This is a genomic window from Martelella limonii (assembly GCF_013344475.1).
Classification (GTDB): Bacteria; Pseudomonadota; Alphaproteobacteria; order Rhizobiales; family Rhizobiaceae; genus Martelella; species Martelella limonii.
Map to the genome: position 1 here is coordinate 263,999 of NZ_JABUOU010000003.1, position 16,990 is coordinate 280,988.

Below are 16,990 nucleotides of genomic sequence, written 5' to 3' on the forward strand. Positions count from 1 at the left end.
TACAGTGGTCGATGGGTCATCGTCCAGACACAAGAGCGTATGTCGCGATGCAAAACAATGACCCGGCCACCCTGTTTCAGACCGCGACGCGAAACTGCGCGCCCTCCAGCTTCACGCAGTGGCCGCTCAGCGCCGATTGCTGGGCCGCGTGCCCCATGGCGACGGCCCACCACCCATCATCGAGACTAACCTCGACGGGACGCCCTTCCGTAACCGCCGCTGCAAAATTCTGATGCTGGTAAAAGGTCGAGCCATTGTGGTCGCCGGCCAGCAACAGCGCCGGGTCGACCGAAATCGTCTCCTCGCGCGGGCCCTTGGGGCTTCGGGGCGAATAGACCATCCGGGCCTCGGGCGGCGCGCCAAGTTCTGCCGGCCAGAACCGGGTGGGGCCGGGAACATGGCACTCGATCTTGCCCTTCGGGCCGATCGCGGTGATCTCCTCCTGATAGCGCGCGCCCTCGGCGAACATGCACAGCTCAAGCGCCGCGCGGCTGCCGGAGGCGAAATCGACGATCACATAGGCATTATCCCAGATATCGGGGCGCTCATGGTCGTCGATGATCTCGTCCTTGTGGTTGACGGCCTGGCCGCCGCTTGCCATCACCCGCACCGGATCGCTTTTCATCACAAGCCGCATCAGATCGAAGAAGTGGCAGCATTTTTCCACCAGCGTGCCGCCGGAATAGCGGTTGAACCGGTTCCAGTTGCCGACCTTGGTGAGAAACGGAAAGCGATGCTCGCGGATGGTCAGCATCTGAACGCCGCCGGTCGCGGCCTCCGCCTCGCCGAGAAGCCGCGCGATCGGAGGCATGTAGCGATATTCCATCGCGACCCAGACCGGCGCCTGATACTGCGCCCGAAACGCGGAGACGCGCTCGGTGTCGGCGGGATCGGTAAACAGCGGCTTTTCGACCAGAAGCGGCAGCGGGCGGGTGCGCGCGACCTCCTCCATCTGGGCGAGATGAACATGATTGGGGCTTGCGATCAGCAGACAATTGATTTCGGGAACCGCGAGAAGATCGGCAACGCTGGCGCAGATCCTTGCCGCAGGCGCAAGCGCCGCCGCCTTTTCGCGCATCGCCGGATCCGGTTCGAAAATCGCGCCGACCTCCGCGTTGGGGAGAAGCGCGATATTGCGCAGATGTTCCTGTCCCATCATGCCGCAGCCGATGATGCCGTAGATTGCCTTCACGAAGCCTCCTCCTATTTAAGCCGCGCGACGTAACGCACCACCGCGGGATCAAACCATGTGTAAGAATATTCCGCCTTCATGCCGTCCTGCGCGGTCGACATCCGCTCCACCTCCGGTACCGCCGCGCCCCGCGCGAGACCGAAATCCTCAGGTGCCCAGTCCGGGACGGCGCCAAGGCCCAGCCGGTCTTCCGCGCGCGTGATCCAGAGGTTCAGACGGGTGCGGTAGTAGAGGTAAAGGCTTTCCGAAAGGTCCTGCAGGGCAATCGTCTCGCAATAACCGGCATCCAGCCAGATCTCCTCAAGCGCGGCGAACCGGTTGCCGACGAGGCGGCGGCGGCGGATGCGATGCGCTTCAGCGCTGGCGCCGAATTCAGGCAGAAAATCTGGTTTCGGAAGACGGTCCACCGAGATCACCTTCGCCGTCGGCAGTCCGCCGCCCTCGATCAGCTCCAGCCGGAACATGGTATAGACGCTCGCCGGATCGGCGATCGCGCGCACGTAATTGCCGGAGCCCTGACGGCGCTCCAGCAGGCCGCGCTCTTCCAGTTCGGTAAGCGCCTTTCGAAGCGTGCCGACCGCGACATTGAGCTCCGCCGCAAGCTTGCGCTCGGGCGCAAGCTTCTCGCCATCGACCAGCCGGCCTGCCGCCAGATCGCGCACGATCAGCTCCACGATCTGAAGATAGATCGGCAGGCTGCCATCGTTCTGGGTTGGCGAAATCATCGGAGACCTCTAAATTGATACACTATTGATTTACCCAAAATTTGATGTTACGCAAGAGAAAAATGGGAGAGCACCATGGCCGTCGTGCCCGTCACATCCGAAGATCTCAAAGCCGCCGAAGTCTCGTGGTTTTCCGCGCTGTGCTCGGATGACTATGCCTATCTCGGCGTTCCGGACGGTGCGCTGCGCTCCTCCTTCGAACACTGCTCCGACATCGTGAAGCGGGCCGAAGGTCACGGCTTTCGCAACATTCTCTGCCCGTCCTCCTATCAGGTGGGACAGGATACGCTGAGCTTCGTGGCAGGCTGCGCGCCGATCACCGAGAACATCAATTTCCTGGCGGCGATCCGCTGCGGCGAGATGCAGCCGATCATGCTGGCGCGCACGGTGGCAACGCTCGATCACATGCTGAAGGGCCGGCTGACGCTCAACGTCATCTCCTCCAACTTTCCCGGCGAGGAGGCCGACAGCGCCTATCGCTACCGCCGCAGCCACGAGGTCGTCGAGATCCTGCGTCAGGCTTGGACCCGTGACGAAATCGATTACGATGGCGAGATCTACCAGTTTCACAAGGTGTCGACCGAGCCTGCACGCCCCTATCAGCAAAATGGCGGGCCCCTGCTCTATTTCGGCGGCTATTCGCCGGATGCGCTGGAGCTTTGCGGCGCGCAATGCGATGTCTATCTGATGTGGCCCGAGACCAAGGATCAGCTCGCCGAGCGGATGAAAGCCGTGCATGAGCGCGCGGCCGCCCATGGCCGCACGCTGGATTACGGACTGAGGGTTCATGTGATCGTCCGCGATACCGAGCAGGAAGCGCGCGAATACGCCGACCATCTGGTCTCGAAGCTTGATGACGAATATGGCCGGCTGATCCGCGACCGGGCCCATGATGCCGCCTCGCTCGGCGTCTCCCATCAGGCCCGCGCCCGCGAACTGGCCGACCAGTTCGGCTATGTCGAGCCGAACCTCTGGACAGGGGTCGGCCGCGCGCGCTCCGGCTGCGGGGCGGCGCTCGTCGGCTCCACGGACCAGGTGCTCTCCAAACTTGCCGAATATCGCGAAATGGGCATCCGCGCCTTCATCCTCTCCGGCTATCCGCATCTCGACGAGGCCGATCATTTCGGCACCAAGGTGATGCCGGAGCTTGAGACCTGCTCGCTGCCGCATGTATATGGCCGGGTTCCAGAAACAACACCGGCAACGCCGCTCGGCGTTGGAGAGAGGCATTGATGCAGCGGATCGATATCGCGAAAGACCTGAGTTTCAGCCGCCTGGTCTATGGCATGTGGCGGATCGGCGAGAGCGACACCGCGCCCGCCGCCGTGGAGGCCAAGATCGAGGCCTGCCTCGCCCAGGGCATCACCACGATGGACAATGCCGATATCTATGGCGGCTATACCGCAGAAGCCGTCCTCGGCGGCGCGCTGAAGGCCTCCCCTTCCCTGCGCGACCGGATCGAAATCGTCACCAAATGCGGCATCGTCGCCCCTGTCGGCCGGCATCAGGCCGCGCGCGTCAAGCATTACGATACCTCCGCCGCCCATATCCGCGCCTCGGTCGAGGCATCGCTGAAAGACATGGCGACGGATCATGTCGATCTGCTTCTGATCCATCGTCCTGATCCGATGATCGATCCGGAAGAGACCGGCCGCGTGCTCGATGATCTGGTGGCGGAAGGCAAGATCCGCGCCGCCGGGGTTTCCAATTTCCGTCCCCATGATTTCACGCTGCTGCAATCCAACATGGAAACCTGGCTTGCGACCAACCAGATCGAACTTGGCCTGCTGGCGACCGATGCCTTCACCGATGGCGACCTCGCCTTCCTGCAGGAGCGCAAGCTGCCGGTCATGGCCTGGTCCCCGCTTGGCGGGGGACGGCTGTTTGCCGAAGAGGGCAAGCCGCTTCGTGCGGCGCTGGAGGCGATCGGAAAGCGCTTCGGCGTCGACGCCTCGGCAGTCGCAATCGCATGGCTGCTGAAGCACCCGGCAAAGATCCTGCCCGTGCTCGGCACCAACAATCTCGACCGGATTGGCGCGATTTCCGATGCCGAGAAGGTCGAACTCGACAGGCAGGACTGGTTTGCCCTGTTCGAAACCGCCCGTGGATATGACGTTCCCTAAGGAGAGTGACAGTGCACCAGCTGGCGATTGCAAAAGACAATGTATTCGTGCCGGACCCCGCCGATAGCCGCCGCTATCGCCATGCGCTCGGCACGTTCTCGACCGGCGTGACCATCGTCACGCTGCAGAGCGATGCAGGCCCGCAGGGCATGACGGTCAACTCCTTCGCCTCGGTCTCGCTCGATCCGCCGCTGGTGCTCTGGTCGCCTGCCAAAAGTTCGAGCCGGCATGATCTTTTCGCAGGCGCCGGCCATTATGCGATCCATGTCCTGTCCGCCGACCAGCATGATCTTCTGGCCCGTTTCACACGCGGCGGCGCCGGGTTTGACGGGCTCGACTACCATCTGAACGAGGAGGGCGTGCCGGTGCTTTCCGATACGCTGGCGCGCTTCGAATGCGCCCGGGCCAATGTGCACGATGCCGGCGATCATACGATTGTTGTCGGACGCGTCCTGCGCGCGGCCCATGGCGAGGGCGAGCCGCTGATCTTTTCGCGCGGCGCCTTCGGGCGGTTTGCCCATCACGGGTAAGACGGGCGCTTCGCTTTTGAGGAGGAGCGGCGCGCGCTAGAATGCCCCGGACGGCTGACCGGCCGGGAATGTGGGAGGAGGCATGGCCGTGTGGAAGGCTGGCGCCTGTTTGTTTTGCAAACGGCGCTGGTGACAGTGGAGATTTTCTCGCCCGGGGTGGCTTTGCCAAAGCTTGTGCTTTAACCCGGTAGATGAATTGCCGCAGGCTTCGACATGGCTATGAAACGGTGAACCGATGGGATTGTTGCTGACTGCGGCCGCTGTGCTTTCCCGCATCAACGGACCTTTGCTTGCACTTGGCCGGTGGCTGGGCGCGGCGATGATGGGGGTGATGGTCGTCGTCATCCTGATCCAGGTGTTCTTCCGCTACGTGCTGAATGATGCCCTGCCCTGGACCGAGGAATTCTCCCGCTTCCTGATGCTCTGGATGGTATCGATCATGGCGCCGACGGCGTTTCGCCATGGCGGTTTCGTCAGCATCGACACGATCCGCCAGTTTCTGCCCGCCCGAGGGGCTGCAATCCTCAACCTCATCCTGTTCACCCTCTCTGCGATCGTGCTCTGGTGGGCGATCGGGATCGGCTGGAGCGAGGTCACCGGCATTGGCGGCAAGTTCAAGATGCCCTCGATGATGGTGCCGACATCGCTTGATTTCTCGACCTGGGTCAAGGTGCCGCGCGCCTATATGATGGCTTCGCTTGCGACGGGCGTCACCATGATGTTCTCGGTCAATATCGAGCTCCTCCTGCGCCTTCTCGCCGAGGCACTGGGCGCGGGCGAGCGGCTGAAGCCGATGTCTGCAGTCGCCGGGCTGGAGGTCGAGTGATGCTGAGCCTGTTCCTGCCGCTGTTCCTCGTCTTCCTGTTTCTCGGCCTGCCGATCCTGTTTGCCCTGATTGCGGCGCCCGCGCTACTCCTCTGGTTCAACGGCCAGGAGCGCGACATCGTGCTGCTCTACCGCAACGTCTATAACGGCATGGACAGCTTTCCGCTGATGGCGGTTCCGTTCTTCATGCTGGCGGGCGAACTGATGAACCGGGCCGGCATCACCCACCGGCTGGTGGAGTTCTCGCAGGCCGTGATCGGCCACTTCCGCGCAGGCCTCGCCCATGTGAACATCCTTTCCTCGATGCTGTTTGCCGGGCTTTCCGGCTCCGCCGTCGCCGATGTCTCCGCACTTGGCGCGATGATGATCCCGGCGATGGAAAAGCAGGGCTATTCCAGAAAGTTCGCCGCCGCCGTCACAGCGGCCTCCTCGATCATCGGACCGATCATCCCGCCGTCCGGCATCATGATCATCTATGCCTATGTCATGGGCGAAAGCGTTGCGGCGCTGTTCCTCGCAGGCATCGTGCCGGGCGCGCTGATCGGGGTTTCGCTGATGGTTGTCGTGCGGCTTCTGGCCGACCGCGAAGGCCTGCCGGCCGCCACCGAAAAGGCAAGCTGGAAGGAGCGCGGCAATGCGAGCCTCAAGGCGTTCTGGCCGCTGCTGACGCCCGTGATCATCATGGGCGGCATTCTCGGCGGCGTGTTCACGCCGACAGAAGCCTCGGCCGTTGCCGTTGCCTATGCCTTCCTGATCGGCTTCTTCGTGCTGCGCTCGCTGAAGGTCGGCGATGTGCCGGGCATATTGATGCGCGCGGGGCTGACCTCTTCGGTCGTGCTGCTGCTCGTCGGCGCGGCCATGGCCTTCAAGACCGTCGCATCGCTGTCACACACGCCGGAGCTTCTCGCCTCGATCATGCTCGGGATCACCGAAAACCCGCTGCTGCTGCTGTTTTTGATCAACATCCTGCTGTTCATCGTCGGCATGTTTCTCGATGCGGGGCCTGCGATCATCATTCTCGGACCGATCCTCGGGCCGATCTTCCTGAAGATGGGCGTCGAGCCGGTGCATTTCGCCATCATCATGGCGGTCAACCTGACGGTCGGCCTGCTGACGCCGCCCATGGGGCTGGTGCTGTTCGTCACGGCCTCGGTGTCGCGGCTGAAGGTCGAGACCGTGGCGCGTGCCGTGCTGCCGTTTCTTGCCGTCGAGATCGCCGTTATCTTTCTGATCACCTACGTGCCCGCGATCAGCCTGACGCTGCCGCGGCTGTTCGGATTTCTGGAGTAGAAGACAATGAGACAGAGCAAAGGGAGGACTGCCATGCTCAAGAACCTTATGAAGACCACCATGCTGGCGGGCGTCATCGCCATCAGCGCGGGGCAACTGGCCCAGGCGGCGGACATCACGCTGCGCGCCACCGCCAATTCCAACGAGAATGACGAAGACTATGACGGCCTCGTCGTGTTCAAGAACTACATCGAGAACGCCTCCAACGGCGCGATCGCAGTGGAACTCTTCATCGGCACCCAGCTTTGCGCCACCGGCGAGGAATGCCTGCAGGGCATCGCCGACGGTTCGCTCGACATCTACATCTCGACATCGGGCGGCGCTGCCGGCCTGTTCCCCTATCTGCAGGTGCTCGACCTGCCCTACATCATGAATGATGACCGGGTGGCCGAAGAGGTGCTCGAGGGTCCGTTTACCGCCGAGTTGCGCGACCTGGCGCTTTCCGACAGCGGTGACACGATCCGGCTGATGACCATCGGCAACACCGGCGGCTGGCGCAATTTTGCCAATACCGAACACACCATCAAGACGCCCGCCGACATGAAGGGCCTGAAGATGCGCACCGTGCCGGCCGAGCTGCCGCAGGAACTGGTGAAGTCGCTCGGCGCCGCGCCGACGCCGATCGCATGGCCGGAACTCTTCACCTCGCTCCAGACCGGCGTGGTCCAGGGCACGGCCAATGGCATCACCGACATCATGAACATGAAGTTCCCCGATGCCGGACTGAAATACATCACGCTCGATCGCCACTCCTACATGGCGGCCTTCTGGTGGATGTCGAACGAGCGCTTCAAGAGCCTTTCCGAAGACCAGCAGAAGCTCGTGGTCGATGCGTTCTATGCCCTTCAGCAGGCAACGTTTGCCAGCCCCAAGCGCAAGGAAATTGCCGCTTATCAGGACTTCCTGAAGGCGGGCGGCGAGATCTACGTGCCGACGGACGCCGAAAAGGCCGAATTCAAGGATGCGGTTCAGCCGGTGTTCGAATGGTTCAAGAAATCGGTACCGGGCGGCGAGGACATCTTCGCAAGCTTCACCATCGCTGTCGACGAAGCCCAGGCCACCGTCGACGAACAGCGCGCCATGGAAATGGCGAATTGAGGCCTTGACGGCTTGAAGACGAAACGCCGCGACCAGAAGGGTCGCGGCGTCCGACTGCTGAAAAACCTTTCCACCCTCCCGGGCGAGATGCCAGGGCTCTTGACCAGAGCCGAGGGTCCACACTTGCCTCGCGCAAAGCCCGCAGCAAAAGCGCCGCAGGCTTTCCGGACGCGCCGACAGACAGTCCGATCACGACACCGCGACCGACATTTTCACCGCCAATCTGCGACACCGTAAAATCTGGCGAAGCCCGGCATGCGTTGTTATATACACCGCAACAAGCACAATTAAGGAAAGGCCGGATCCCGATGTCAGAAATGCATGCCGCATGGCCGGACAATCATCCAAGCGTCGCTTTCGGCAAGACCGGCGTCCTGCTGGTCAATCTCGGGACACCGGATGGCACCGACAAAGTTTCGATGCGGCGCTATCTTGAGGAATTCCTGAAAGACAAGCGCGTGATCGAATGGCCGCGCGCGCTCTGGTATCCGATCCTTTACGGCATCGTCCTGAACCGCCGTCCCGCCAAGGTCGGCGAAGCCTACAAGCTGATCTGGAACAACGAGCTCGATGAAAGCTATCTGCGCACCTATACCCGCAACCAGGCCGAAAGGCTTGCCGCGCATTATGCCGATACCCAGAACCTGGTGATCGACTGGGCGATGCGCTACGGCCAGCCCTCCATTCCCGCACGCCTCGAAGCGCTGAAGGCGGCGGGCTGCGAGCGCATCCTGATCTACCCGCTCTATCCGCAATATGCCGCCTCCACCACGGCGACCGTCAACGACAAGGCATTCCAGACGCTGCTCGACATGCGCTGGCAGCCGGCGCTGCGCACCGTGCCGCCCTATCATGACGACCCGGTCTACATCGATGCGCTGGCGAAATCGGTCGAAAACCATCTCGCCACGCTCGACTGGGAGCCGGAGATGATCATCACCTCTTTCCACGGCATTCCGCAGTCCTACTTCAGGAAGGGCGATCCCTATCACTGCCAGTGCCAGAAGACGGCGCGGTTGCTGCGCGAGCGGCTGGGGCTGTCGAAGGAACGGCTGAAGATCACCTTCCAGTCCCGTTTCGGACCGGAAGAATGGCTGCAGCCCTACACCGACAAGACCGTCGAGGAACTGCCGAAGAAGGGTATCAAGCGCATTGCCGTGATGAACCCCGGCTTCGTGTCCGACTGTCTGGAGACGCTCGAGGAAATCGGCGAGCAGGCCCGCGAGAGCTTCATGGAGCATGGCGGCGAGAAATTCACCCATATCCCCTGTCTCAACGACAGCCCCGAGGGCATGCGGGTGATCGAGCATGTTGTCGCCCGTGAGCTTTCCGGCTGGGTAAACTGAACAAGGGCCGGTACAACCGGCCCAAGGAGGAAACACAATGGCTGCACTGACCGGATTTTCCATCACGATCATCATACTGGCGGTCCTGATCCTTCTCACGCTGTTTGCCGGCATCAAGACCGTGCCGCAGGGCTATGGCTATACGATCGAGCGCTTCGGCCGCTACACCCGCACCCTGACCCCCGGCCTCAACCTGATCATTCCGTTCATCGACAAGATCGGCAAGCGGATTAACATCATGGAACAGGTGCTGGATGTCCCCGAGCAGGAGGTGATCACCCGCGACAATGCGAGTGTGGAGGCAGACGCCGTCTGCTTCTACCAGATCCTCAATCCCGCAGCCGCCGCCTACCAGGTTGCAAACCTGCAGCTTGCTGTCCTCAACCTCACCATGACCAATATCCGCTCGGTCATGGGCTCGATGGACCTCGACGAACTGCTGTCCAACCGCGATTCGATCAATGAGCGCCTGCTCCGCGTCGTCGATCTGGCGGTCGAGCCCTGGGGCGTGAAGGTGACGCGTATCGAGATCAAGGATATCCGCCCGCCGGCCGATCTGGTCGAGGCCATGGGCCGGCAGATGAAGGCCGAGCGCGAAAAGCGGGCGCAGATCCTTGACGCCGAAGGCCACCGCGCCGCCCAGATCCTCCGCGCGGAAGGCTCCAAGCAATCCGCCATTCTTGAGGCCGAAGGCGAGCGCGAGGCCGCCTATCGCGAGGCCGAGGCCCGCGAGCGTCTGGCCGAAGCCGAGGCCAACGCAACCCGCTCCGTCTCCACGGCAATCGCCGAGGGCGAGGTCACGGCGATCAACTACTTCGTGGCGCAGAAATATACCGAAGCCATGGCCGCGATCGGCACGTCGACCAATTCCAAGATCGTGCTGATGCCGATGGAGGCCTCCGCGCTGATCGGCTCGCTGGGCGGCATCGGCCAGATCGCCAAAGAAGTGTTCGGAAGCGACGGGGACAAGACGACCGCATCGCGCCCCGCCCGCTCGACCCCCGTGGTCGGCGGGTCGCGCCCGCAGAACGAAAGCTGACCGGTGATGGGGCTTCTGGTCTTCTTTGCGGAATCCGGGCCGTGGGGATGGTTCATCCTCGGCCTGCTGCTGCTTGTCGCCGAGCTGATCGTGCCCGGCGTGTTCCTGATCTGGGTCGGGATCGCGGCGCTGATCCTCGGCGCCGGCGCACTCGTCCTCCAGCCCTTCTTCTTCATACCCTGGCAATTGCAGCTCATCGCCTTTGCCGTGCTTGCGGTCATCAGCATTCTCGTCGGGCGCAAGCTCCTTTCGGGGCGCGAAAGTGCCTCCGACGAGCCGCTTCTGAACCAGCGCGCCGCAAGCCTGATCGGCCGTACCGCAATCGTCAGCGAAGCGATCGTCAACGGTCGCGGCCGGATCCGCCTCGACGACACGACATGGACGGCGGAAGGCCCCGATGCGCCGGCCGGCGCCACGGTGCGCATCACCGGCGGCGATGGTGGCAAGCTGAGGGTGGAGCCTGTCTAGCGCTTGCCGCTCTGGCCGCGTTTCCCGGACGGCAGTTGGCTCCGCTGACTTCGAAAGTCGGAGATTTTCCGGAAACGGCAGCAAGGGCCTTTCGGTCTTGCCAGGCGCAGGCGCGGTGTCCGGGCCTGATCTCGTGAATCCCGGAAGGCCTAGAAATCGGCGAGCCGGGTCTTCACCGCATTCAGCGCCCCCACCATGTCGGCGAAACTCTGGCGCAGCCGGTTTTCCATTTCCTCGCCGATATCGGGATATTCCTCGATCAGGCGCAGGAACTGCTCGCGGCGGATTGCAATGAGTTCTGAGGGCTCGCTGGCGCGGGCGGAAAGACGGTGGGGCACCGGGCTCACGAGGGCAGCTTCCGCAAGAAGGCTTCCGGGCCCGGCAATGCCTGCCGAACGGCCTGCAGCCTCCAGCGCCAGATGGCCGCGTTCCAGAAGATAGGCGCCTTCGCTCGGTTCATCCTCGGCAAACAGGAGTTCGCCCTCGCCAAGCGTGCGCCGCGCAATGGTGAACGCGATCAGGCGAAGCTGTTCTGCCGTGAAACCGGAAAAGAGATCGGCGCGGCGCAGCGTTGCTATGTCGTCGGACAATGCCATTTCGTTCCCCCTCGCCCATTGCGCCGCATCGCGATCGCGCCAGCCTATGGCACCAGCTTGTAGCCGCCGTTTTCGGTGACCAGAATACGCGCGTTCGAAGGGTCTTCCTCGATCTTCTGGCGCAGGCGATAGACATGGGTTTCGAGCGTATGCGTCGTCACCCCTGAATTATAGCCCCAGACCTCTTCCAGCAGCATGTCGCGGGTTACCACTTTCTGGCCCGCGCGGTAAAGATAGCGGATGATCGAGGCTTCCTTTTCGGTCAGCCTGATCTTCTGGCCGTCGCCGGTGGTGAAGAGTTTCTGGCCCGGCTTGAACACGTAAGGCCCGACATTGAAGGTCGCATCCTCGCTCTGCTCATGCTGGCGCAGCTGCGCGCGGATGCGGGCGAGCAGCACGGCGAAGCGGAACGGCTTGGTGACATAGTCGTTGGCGCCGGCCTCGAGGCCCAGAATGGTGTCGCTGTCGGTGTCATGGCCGGTCAGCATGATGATCGGGGCCTTGAAACCGTTCTTGCGGGCAAGCTTTACCGCCTCACGCCCATCCATGTCCGGCAGGCCGACATCCATGATCAGAAGATCGATCGGCTCCTCGCGCAGGGTTTTCAGGCAACGGCCGGCGCTATCGGTAGAGCGGATGATGAACTCGTCGTAGAGTTCAAGCTGCTCCACCAGGGTTTCGCGCAAATCCTCGTCATCGTCGACGAGAAGTATCGTCCGCTCCGTCATCCGATCCTGCCCCTTTGTCTCGCGTGCCCGACGCGTGCCGGAACCATTGCGGTACACCTTGGCCGGGCGTATTGCTATGAAACTATATGATTTCACAAACAAAGCAAAAAAAAGTGAAGAAAACCAGCCAATCCCGGGCGAAAGGGCCGATCGTCGTGCGCCGGGCGCCCGGTGCCTGCCACCGCGCAATCCTGGCCTTCGGCCCGTTGAGGTTCAAGGCGGCCATCGGCCGCAACGGGCTTGCCGCGATCAAGCGCGAAGGCGACGGCAAGACGCCGATTGCCGCAATGGCATTGCTCCATGGTTTTTCCGATGGCAGGAAGCGCGGCCGCTTTCCACATGCGGCGCTGAAGGTCGTAGCCGCCGGAGAGCATGACGGCTGGTGCGATGCGCCCGGCTCGCCGTGCTACAACCGTCCCGTCCGCCTGCCCTTTGCCGCAAGCCACGAACGTCTGCTGCGTGACGATGGCATTTACGACCTCGTCATCGTCATGGACTGGAACATCACCAGCCGGGCGCGCAATCGCGGATCGGCCGTTTTCTTCCATCTCGCCCGCCCGGATTTTTCACCAACAGCGGGCTGTGTGGCGATTGCGCCTGCTGCGATGCGGGTGTTGCTCCCGCACCTGAAGCCCGGCATGCGGCTGAAGGTGATCGCCTGACGCCTCAGATCCGGCCCGGCAGGACGCGGTTCGGCGGACGGTGGCCGTCATAGAAGGTGCGGATATTGATGATCACCTTGTCACCCATGTCGATCCGGCTCTCGAGCGTGGCGGAGCCCATATGCGGCAACAGCACGGCCTTGCCCGCCTTGGCGAGATCGAGGAGCTTCGGGTTGATTGCCGGCTCGTTCTCGAACACGTCGAGCCCCGCGCCCGCAATCCGGTCCTCTTCGAGGCACCGGATCATCGCCGCCTCGTCGATCACGTCGCCGCGGGCTGTGTTGACGATATAGGCCTCCGGCCGCAGCAGTGCGAGGCGGCGCGCCGAGATCAGGTGATAGGTCGCAGGCGTTGACGGGCAGTTGACGGAGACGATATCGACGCGGGCGAGCATCTGGTCGAGGCTGTCCCAATAGGTCGCTTCCAGTTCGGCTTCCGTCTCCGGATTGACCCGGCGCCGGTTGTGATAGTTCACCGAGAGGCCGAAGGCCTTGGCCCGGCGCGCGACCGCCGTTCCGATCCGCCCCATGCCGACAATGCCGAGCCGCTTGCCCCATATGCGCCGGCCAAGCATCCATGTCGGGCTCCAGCCCTGCCAGGTATCCGGCGCGCTGCCGGCAAGAAGGCGTGCACCCGTTGCCAGCCTGCGCGGCACTGACAGCACCAGCGCCATGGTCATGTCGGCGGTATCTTCGGTCAGGACGTTCGGCGTGTTGGTAACCGTGATCCCCTTGCGCGCGGCGGCATCGACATCGACATTGTCGATGCCGTTCGAAAAACTCGCGATCAGCTTCAGGTTCTCGCCCGCCCCGGCAATCAGCGCGGCGTCGATCGTGTCCGTCAATGTCGGCACCAGCACGTCGGCACGCTTCATGGCCTCAGCCAGCTCTTCGCGTGACAGCGGGTGATCGTCGCGGTTCAGCTCGACGCTGAAAAGCTCCCCCATGCGCGCTTCCACCGAAGCCGGCAGCTTGCGGGTAACGTACACGACGGGTTTCCTGGGATTAGTCATCGGTTAACAGCTCATTAAACATGTGGGGCGATAATGCACATATTGGAGGCGCATTTCCACCTGAAGCGGATTTTCCCGTACCGAAAATGGTCGAGGCGCCGACATTTGCAGCGCGGGCGCCCCCAAAGTGCCCGCAATTCGGGCGAAAACCACACCGTTGAAAGAAGAGGTTCCATGCGTCGTTGGGCAAGGCTGCTGATCTGTACATCGCTTGTCTTTTCCGTGCTGGCGCCCGCCATGGCGCAGACCGAACGGCGTGGCGCCTCCGGCGGTCCGCTGCCGCGTTTTGCGATGATCAAGCCGGACCGCGCCCGCATGCGCGTCGGCCCGGGCTTCAACTACGCCACCACTTGGATCTACAAGCGTCCGGGCCTGCCGGTGGAGATCATCGAGGAATACAGCGTCTGGCGCCAGATCCGTGATGCCGACGGGACCGAAGGCTGGATGCATGTCTCGGTGCTGTCCTCGCAGCGCAACGCCATGGTGGCGCCCTGGCTGCGCAACAGCACCGAAAACAGCGAAAACATGATCCCGATGAAGGCCAATGCCAATGATTCGGCCCGCGATGTCGCCAGCATAGAGCCGGGCGTCATCGTCAGGCTGGAAGAATGCGACGGCACCTGGTGCGAGCTTGAGGCGAAGGGCGTCAAGGGCTTCATGCACCAGAAGGATCTCTGGGGCGTATACCCCAACGAAGTCTTCAACTGACCCATCCCGAAGCCACGTCAAGGCAGTGAGCCGGAAGGCGACGTCGTTCTGGCTGAGGGCATGAGCGCGCTATCCTGACCCGCATGACCTTTCCTGAAACGCAGAAAGCGTGACCTGACGCGGAAAATCCCGCCCCGCTGACGGGGCACGACGCGCTTCATGCATGTACCTGACGGAAGCGGGAGGCAGCCTTGACCGCCGAAGCCCGCATTTGCGGCCCTTGGCGCAAGAAATGGCGTCCTTTTCAGAACTGCCGGATCCACATGTTAAGGCTAGCAAAACCCTCGTGATTGATCGCATAGAACCGCTTCGTGCCGACGGGCGTCACCCGCACCAGATTGCTTTCCAGAAGCGCCTTGAGATGCTGGGAGACGGCAGGCCTGCTGATCGGCAGGCCCTCTGAAAGCTCTGTCACCGTCTTGGGCTCGCGCCGGAGCGCCATCAGCAAGTGACGGCGATTGGGGTCGGATATGGCAACGAATGGGTCAAATGTGCTCATTCCTGCACATTACGTCAAAGTCCATGATGCCACAAGTAGTTCTAAAGCGGTATGCGGGCGATATCAGAACCGTGCGGCATCAAAATACTCGACAACGGTCGGCGCGCCTGCACTGTTCTTATTAGAGCCAACTAAAATTCCTGTCTCTTCTGCTCCAGTTTTATTATTTCCTCCAATTGAGGAAACAGAACTACTGTCGCTCGCGGGCTGAACAGACGCTGAGACTTCGCTCGGACGGCCACCCTTTTGCGGGGATTGCGGGCCAGCCGCGTTGATGCGGGCTGCCGATGGCTTGAACAGTTCACGGAAGTCGCCGCCCTCGTTATAGGCAAGCTCCGTGGTATCGCCCATCTCGCTCAGCTTGCGGGCCAGTTCGCTGCGGGCGTCGCTATCCGGCGCGGCTTTCGCAACCGTCACGCTTTCTGCAGGCGTCGCCGGCTTTTCGGCAGAGAGCGTCGGCCGCGGCACCGGCGTCCTGTCCATGGAAATCGCGGCACCGCCGGTTTCGGCATAGGCAAGGCGCGGACTGGGCACCGGCACGTCTCCATCAAACAAGCCGAAGCGGTCGTCGTTGAAATCCGGCGCGGTGGCCTGAAGCGCGGCGAGCTGGCTCGGCGGCTCTGCCGAGACGGGATCCGCTGCTTCCGCGACCAGAAGATCGGAGACAGAGACGCCGTCGTCAGGCCCAAGGGCGGAGGGTCGGGTCTGCGGCACGGGAATGTTGGCCGCAAGCGCCATGGCGGGATCGGTCGCAATCTCGGCGGCCGTGGGCACCGGCGTCGGATCGACGAGCGCCGTCACGATCGGCGTGCCGATAGCTGTCTCGCCATCGCTCGGACGGGTCTGGGGAAGCGGAATGCTGAGATTGTCGAACGACACTGCCGCAGTCAGGATATCGACCGGCCGTTGAACGGGTTCGCTCGGCTGTGACGGGGGCTGCTGGGCTGCTGGCTGCTGGGGCGCTGCCTGCTGCTGGCGCGGCGGACGGCTGGGCGTCGGCGCGCTCTCACCCTTGTCCTTCTTGCCGAAGAGCATGGAAAGCAGGTTGGGACGCTCGTCCTCGTCACCATCATCCGCGCTTGCGACCTGGATCGGCGCAGAATTGCTGAGCGTGCCCTTGGCCTTGTATTCGGCGAGCGCCTCATTGTAGCCGGGCAGTGGCTTGCCGTCGGCGGGAAGGTGAAGCGTATGGCCCTCGGGGAAGAGTGCCACCAGCTGGCTGCGGCTCATGCGCGGCCAGGCGCGCACGCTGCCGACATCGAGGTGGACGAAGGGAGATCCGGATTTCGGATAGTAACCGACGCCGCCGATCTGCATCTTCATCGCGGTCGCGCGCAGCTTCGCAAGCGGCACGCCGGGGATGTAAAAATCCATCGCCTTGCCGAGCATATGCTGCGATTTCTTGGCAACGCCGGCAGTATTCTGGCGCAGCATCGCATTGGTTTCAGGCGAGCGATAGGCAGAAACGACATTGATGTAATCGGTTGCGCCGACCTGCTGATAGACGGACCAGACCAGGTCGAACAGGCGCGGATCCATATTGGTCGGCTCCTTGCGGCGCCAGTCGCGCAGGAACCAGTTGAGCTGCTCGAGCGCCTTCTTGTCGTAGCGGCCATTGCGCTTGAAGGTGATCTCGGCCTTTTCGCCGGTATGGATATAATAGAGCTTCAGCGTCCGGTTTTCTGCACGCGCCTCTTCTCCGCCGAAAAAGCAGAAAGCTGCTGCCAGCACGGCCAGTACCGCAAATGTCCGCCGCAAAAACGCGCGATATGGACGGATTGTCAAACCGGACTCTCCCTGGATTCATCTGAGCTTTGCGAAGGGCTCCCCCGAGCGCAGTGCACATGCCTTCATTAAAGAATGGAAGCTCTTTTCTGAAGGCCTAATGCGGCGCAAACGAGGCGGCATTCCGTCACAAATTCAGGTCGCCATCTTATAGGCAACATTCGGTTAATTTCCTAGTCCCGTGATAAACCGTTAAGCTTACATAAGGGTTAAGCCCTTGCTGCAGATCAATCAAAGCTGACGGAGTGGCGCAACTTTCCGGGCCTTTCGTCCTGCGGTTTCGATGACGGCTTCCGATTTAGAGCGTTGCGGGCGGCATCGCCGATCCATATGTTGAGGCCAGGACACGTCCAGAAAGCAAGAC

The 16,990-nt window shown here is 62.4% G+C and carries 18 protein-coding genes; 11 read left to right on the plus strand and 7 right to left on the minus strand.

Annotated features, from left to right (window positions below; translation table 11 throughout):
• Positions 1 to 76: 76 nt before the first annotated feature.
• Complete coding sequence (locus HPQ62_RS08915; RefSeq protein ID WP_174802193.1) at positions 77 to 1,192, minus strand: Gfo/Idh/MocA family oxidoreductase; 1,116 nt, start codon at positions 1,190 to 1,192, stop codon at positions 77 to 79.
• 11 nt (positions 1,193 to 1,203) lie between these two features.
• A complete protein-coding gene (locus tag HPQ62_RS08920; protein ID WP_174802194.1) occupies positions 1,204 to 1,917 on the minus strand; it encodes a GntR family transcriptional regulator in 714 nt (237 codons plus the stop codon).
• Positions 1,918 to 1,992: 75 nt separating this feature from the next.
• On the opposite strand from HPQ62_RS08920, the gene HPQ62_RS08925 reads away from it, so the two are divergent.
• The 9 genes from HPQ62_RS08925 (at position 1,993) to HPQ62_RS08965 (ending at position 10,636) form a co-directional block, all read left to right on the plus strand.
• On the plus strand, positions 1,993 to 3,150 hold the full coding sequence (locus HPQ62_RS08925; protein ID WP_174802195.1) for an LLM class flavin-dependent oxidoreductase: 1,158 nt from the start codon (positions 1,993 to 1,995) through the stop codon (positions 3,148 to 3,150).
• Positions 3,150 to 4,040 (plus strand): aldo/keto reductase, encoded by an 891-nt coding sequence (locus HPQ62_RS08930; RefSeq protein WP_174802196.1) that lies wholly within the window; start codon positions 3,150 to 3,152, stop codon positions 4,038 to 4,040. Before HPQ62_RS08925 ends, HPQ62_RS08930 begins: the two co-directional genes overlap by 1 nt.
• Positions 4,041 to 4,060: 20 nt before the next feature.
• Positions 4,061 to 4,570 carry a flavin reductase family protein gene (locus HPQ62_RS08935; RefSeq protein ID WP_194246311.1) on the plus strand — a complete coding sequence of 170 codons (510 nt, stop codon included), beginning with the start codon at positions 4,061 to 4,063 and terminating at the stop codon, positions 4,568 to 4,570.
• 235 nt (positions 4,571 to 4,805) lie between these two features.
• A complete protein-coding gene (locus HPQ62_RS08940; RefSeq protein ID WP_174802198.1) occupies positions 4,806 to 5,396 on the plus strand; it encodes a TRAP transporter small permease in 591 nt (196 codons plus the stop codon).
• Positions 5,396 to 6,685, plus strand: a complete 1,290-nt coding sequence (locus HPQ62_RS08945) for a TRAP transporter large permease (RefSeq protein ID WP_174802199.1) — start codon at positions 5,396 to 5,398, stop codon at positions 6,683 to 6,685. The genes HPQ62_RS08940 and HPQ62_RS08945 overlap by 1 nt, the downstream gene beginning before the upstream one ends.
• A gap of 33 nt (positions 6,686 to 6,718) precedes the next feature.
• On the plus strand, positions 6,719 to 7,783 hold the full coding sequence (locus tag HPQ62_RS08950) for a TRAP transporter substrate-binding protein (protein WP_174802200.1): 1,065 nt from the start codon (positions 6,719 to 6,721) through the stop codon (positions 7,781 to 7,783).
• 308 nt (positions 7,784 to 8,091) lie between these two features.
• Positions 8,092 to 9,129: a ferrochelatase gene (hemH, locus tag HPQ62_RS08955; protein WP_174802201.1), complete on the plus strand. Its 1,038-nt coding sequence runs from the start codon at positions 8,092 to 8,094 to the stop codon at positions 9,127 to 9,129.
• 37 nt (positions 9,130 to 9,166) lie between these two features.
• On the plus strand, positions 9,167 to 10,168 hold the full coding sequence (locus HPQ62_RS08960; protein ID WP_174802202.1) for an SPFH domain-containing protein: 1,002 nt from the start codon (positions 9,167 to 9,169) through the stop codon (positions 10,166 to 10,168).
• A 6-nt stretch (positions 10,169 to 10,174) separates the two neighbouring features.
• Complete coding sequence (locus tag HPQ62_RS08965) at positions 10,175 to 10,636, plus strand: NfeD family protein (protein ID WP_174802203.1); 462 nt, start codon at positions 10,175 to 10,177, stop codon at positions 10,634 to 10,636.
• A 149-nt stretch (positions 10,637 to 10,785) separates the two neighbouring features.
• Here the strand turns inward: HPQ62_RS08965 and HPQ62_RS08970 are convergent, their stop codons facing one another.
• Both HPQ62_RS08970 and HPQ62_RS08975 read right to left on the minus strand, forming a co-directional pair.
• The gene (locus HPQ62_RS08970) at positions 10,786 to 11,232 is read right to left on the minus strand and encodes a Crp/Fnr family transcriptional regulator (protein WP_174802204.1); all 447 of its coding nucleotides are present in this window, start codon (positions 11,230 to 11,232) and stop codon (positions 10,786 to 10,788) included.
• A 44-nt stretch (positions 11,233 to 11,276) separates the two neighbouring features.
• Positions 11,277 to 11,960, minus strand: a complete 684-nt coding sequence (locus HPQ62_RS08975) for a response regulator transcription factor (protein WP_174802205.1) — start codon at positions 11,958 to 11,960, stop codon at positions 11,277 to 11,279.
• 86 nt (positions 11,961 to 12,046) lie between these two features.
• Here HPQ62_RS08975 and HPQ62_RS08980 point away from each other — a divergent pair, with 86 nt between their 5' ends.
• Entirely contained in the window at positions 12,047 to 12,622 is a 576-nt protein-coding gene (locus HPQ62_RS08980) for a L,D-transpeptidase family protein (protein ID WP_174802206.1), read from the plus strand.
• Positions 12,623 to 12,626: 4 nt separating this feature from the next.
• Here HPQ62_RS08980 and HPQ62_RS08985 read toward each other — a convergent pair whose 3' ends face one another.
• Positions 12,627 to 13,634: a 2-hydroxyacid dehydrogenase gene (locus HPQ62_RS08985; RefSeq protein WP_174802207.1), complete on the minus strand. Its 1,008-nt coding sequence runs from the start codon at positions 13,632 to 13,634 to the stop codon at positions 12,627 to 12,629.
• Between the two features lie 174 nt (positions 13,635 to 13,808).
• On the opposite strand from HPQ62_RS08985, the gene HPQ62_RS08990 reads away from it, so the two are divergent.
• Positions 13,809 to 14,342, plus strand: coding sequence for an SH3 domain-containing protein (locus HPQ62_RS08990; RefSeq protein ID WP_174802208.1), 534 nt, complete (start codon positions 13,809 to 13,811; stop codon positions 14,340 to 14,342).
• A 244-nt stretch (positions 14,343 to 14,586) separates the two neighbouring features.
• Here the strand turns inward: HPQ62_RS08990 and HPQ62_RS08995 are convergent, their stop codons facing one another.
• Complete coding sequence (locus HPQ62_RS08995) at positions 14,587 to 14,841, minus strand: ArsR/SmtB family transcription factor (protein ID WP_174802209.1); 255 nt, start codon at positions 14,839 to 14,841, stop codon at positions 14,587 to 14,589.
• A gap of 63 nt (positions 14,842 to 14,904) precedes the next feature.
• Entirely contained in the window at positions 14,905 to 16,626 is a 1,722-nt protein-coding gene (gene mepK, locus HPQ62_RS09000; protein WP_244629616.1) for a peptidoglycan L,D-endopeptidase MepK, read from the minus strand.
• Between the last annotated feature and the right edge of the window lie 364 nt (positions 16,627 to 16,990).

Coding starts and splice junctions, on each gene's coding strand:
- HPQ62_RS08985 (WP_174802207.1), bottom strand. CDS start 13,634: ATGACTAATCCCAGGAAACCCGTCGTGTACGTTACCCGCAAGCTGCCG.
- HPQ62_RS08940 (WP_174802198.1), top strand. CDS start 4,806: ATGGGATTGTTGCTGACTGCGGCCGCTGTGCTTTCCCGCATCAACGGA.
- hemH (WP_174802201.1), top strand. CDS start 8,092: ATGTCAGAAATGCATGCCGCATGGCCGGACAATCATCCAAGCGTCGCT.
- HPQ62_RS08970 (WP_174802204.1), bottom strand. CDS start 11,232: ATGGCATTGTCCGACGACATAGCAACGCTGCGCCGCGCCGATCTCTTT.
- HPQ62_RS08965 (WP_174802203.1), top strand. CDS start 10,175: ATGGGGCTTCTGGTCTTCTTTGCGGAATCCGGGCCGTGGGGATGGTTC.
- HPQ62_RS08920 (WP_174802194.1), bottom strand. CDS start 1,917: ATGATTTCGCCAACCCAGAACGATGGCAGCCTGCCGATCTATCTTCAG.
- HPQ62_RS08960 (WP_174802202.1), top strand. CDS start 9,167: ATGGCTGCACTGACCGGATTTTCCATCACGATCATCATACTGGCGGTC.
- HPQ62_RS08995 (WP_174802209.1), bottom strand. CDS start 14,841: ATGAGCACATTTGACCCATTCGTTGCCATATCCGACCCCAATCGCCGT.
- HPQ62_RS08945 (WP_174802199.1), top strand. CDS start 5,396: ATGCTGAGCCTGTTCCTGCCGCTGTTCCTCGTCTTCCTGTTTCTCGGC.
- HPQ62_RS08930 (WP_174802196.1), top strand. CDS start 3,150: ATGCAGCGGATCGATATCGCGAAAGACCTGAGTTTCAGCCGCCTGGTC.
- HPQ62_RS08950 (WP_174802200.1), top strand. CDS start 6,719: ATGCTCAAGAACCTTATGAAGACCACCATGCTGGCGGGCGTCATCGCC.
- HPQ62_RS08925 (WP_174802195.1), top strand. CDS start 1,993: ATGGCCGTCGTGCCCGTCACATCCGAAGATCTCAAAGCCGCCGAAGTC.
- HPQ62_RS08990 (WP_174802208.1), top strand. CDS start 13,809: ATGCGTCGTTGGGCAAGGCTGCTGATCTGTACATCGCTTGTCTTTTCC.
- HPQ62_RS08980 (WP_174802206.1), top strand. CDS start 12,047: ATGATTTCACAAACAAAGCAAAAAAAAGTGAAGAAAACCAGCCAATCC.
- HPQ62_RS08975 (WP_174802205.1), bottom strand. CDS start 11,960: ATGACGGAGCGGACGATACTTCTCGTCGACGATGACGAGGATTTGCGC.